The 2,024-nt window shown below is 55.1% G+C and carries 1 rRNA gene; it reads left to right on the forward strand.

From position 1 onward, the window contains the following. Positions 1 to 44: 44 nt before the first annotated feature. Positions 45 to 1,569, forward strand: a 16S ribosomal RNA gene (locus FHE74_RS10465). Positions 1,570 to 2,024 lie beyond the last annotated feature (455 nt).

The raw sequence follows: 2,024 nt of genomic DNA on the forward strand, positions 1-2,024 counted from the left end.
GTGGTGCTAGCAGTTTTTGCTGGGTATTGGGCTCTGCCCTTATTTTTGTGGAGAGTTTGATCCTGGCTCAGGATGAACGCTGGCGGCGTGCTTAACACATGCAAGTCGAACGGAAAGGCCCTGCTTGCAGGGTACTCGAGTGGCGAACGGGTGAGTAACACGTGGGTGATCTGCCTTGCACTCTGGGATAAGCCTGGGAAACTGGGTCTAATACCGGATAGGACCGCACTGTAGGGGTGTGGTGGAAAGTTTTTTCGGTGCGAGATGAGCCCGCGGCCTATCAGCTTGTTGGTGGGGTAATGGCCTACCAAGGCGTCGACGGGTAGCCGGCCTGAGAGGGTGTACGGCCACATTGGGACTGAGATACGGCCCAGACTCCTACGGGAGGCAGCAGTGGGGAATATTGCACAATGGGCGCAAGCCTGATGCAGCGACGCCGCGTGGGGGATGACGGCCTTCGGGTTGTAAACTCCTTTCGCCAGGGACGAAGCGTTTTGTGACGGTACCTGGATAAGAAGCACCGGCTAACTACGTGCCAGCAGCCGCGGTAATACGTAGGGTGCGAGCGTTGTCCGGAATTACTGGGCGTAAAGAGCTCGTAGGTGGTTTGTCGCGTCGTCTGTGAAATACCGGGGCTTAACTCTGGTCGTGCAGGCGATACGGGCATAACTTGAGTGCTGTAGGGGAGACTGGAATTCCTGGTGTAGCGGTGAAATGCGCAGATATCAGGAGGAACACCGATGGCGAAGGCAGGTCTCTGGGCAGTTACTGACGCTGAGGAGCGAAAGCATGGGTAGCGAACAGGATTAGATACCCTGGTAGTCCATGCCGTAAACGGTGGGCGCTAGGTGTAGGGGGCTTCCACGTCTTCTGTGCCGTAGCTAACGCATTAAGCGCCCCGCCTGGGGAGTACGGCCGCAAGGCTAAAACTCAAAGGAATTGACGGGGGCCCGCACAAGCGGCGGAGCATGTGGATTAATTCGATGCAACGCGAAGAACCTTACCTGGGCTTGACATGCACTGGACCGGACTAGAGATAGTTTTTCCCTTTGTGGCTGGTGTACAGGTGGTGCATGGTTGTCGTCAGCTCGTGTCGTGAGATGTTGGGTTAAGTCCCGCAACGAGCGCAACCCTTGTCTTATGTTGCCAGCACGTGATGGTGGGGACTCATGAGAGACTGCCGGGGTTAACTCGGAGGAAGGTGGGGATGACGTCAAATCATCATGCCCCTTATGTCCAGGGCTTCACACATGCTACAATGGTCGGTACAACAGGTTGCGACACTGTGAGGTGAAGCTAATCCTCTTTAAAGCCGGCCTTAGTTCGGATTGGGGTCTGCAACTCGACCCCATGAAGTCGGAGTCGCTAGTAATCGCAGATCAGCAATGCTGCGGTGAATACGTTCCCGGGCCTTGTACACACCGCCCGTCACGTCATGAAAGTTGGTAACACCCGAAGCCCACGGCCTAACCCCTTGTGGGGAGGGAGTGGTCGAAGGTGGGATCGGCGATTGGGACGAAGTCGTAACAAGGTAGCCGTACCGGAAGGTGCGGCTGGATCACCTCCTTTCTAAGGAGTTTTATTTTTTTGTGCACCCTGTGGGTGTGTTGGTGGTTGATGTGCCCGTGTGTGGTGCTGCCACCAGGTATGTGGATGTGGATGGGCCACCTGGATGGTGGTTGTGTGGTTGTTGGCATGCTGTTGGGTGTCTGGGACAACATGTTTTGTTCCTGTTGTACAAGGGTGTCATGTGCCTGTACTAACCGGTTGGTTGGTGTGGGTGTGTGGGGTCTGTGTTGTGTGAGAACTGTATAGTGGACGCGAGCAATGACACATGCCGCGAATGCCTACACATGTTGTGTGTGTGGGTGTGTGGTGTGTGTTGTTTTCTTTATTCTTTTGTCAATTTTTTTGTGTGGCATGCGCCCTTTCGCACTGTTGTGTGTGTGGGGTGTGTGTTTGTTCGTTAAGGCACACGGTGGATGCCTTGGCATGCTGAGCCGATGAAGGACGTGAGAGGCTGC

The sequence above is a fragment of the Corynebacterium tapiri genome (assembly GCF_006334925.1).
GTDB lineage: Bacteria > Actinomycetota > Actinomycetes > Mycobacteriales > Mycobacteriaceae > Corynebacterium > Corynebacterium tapiri.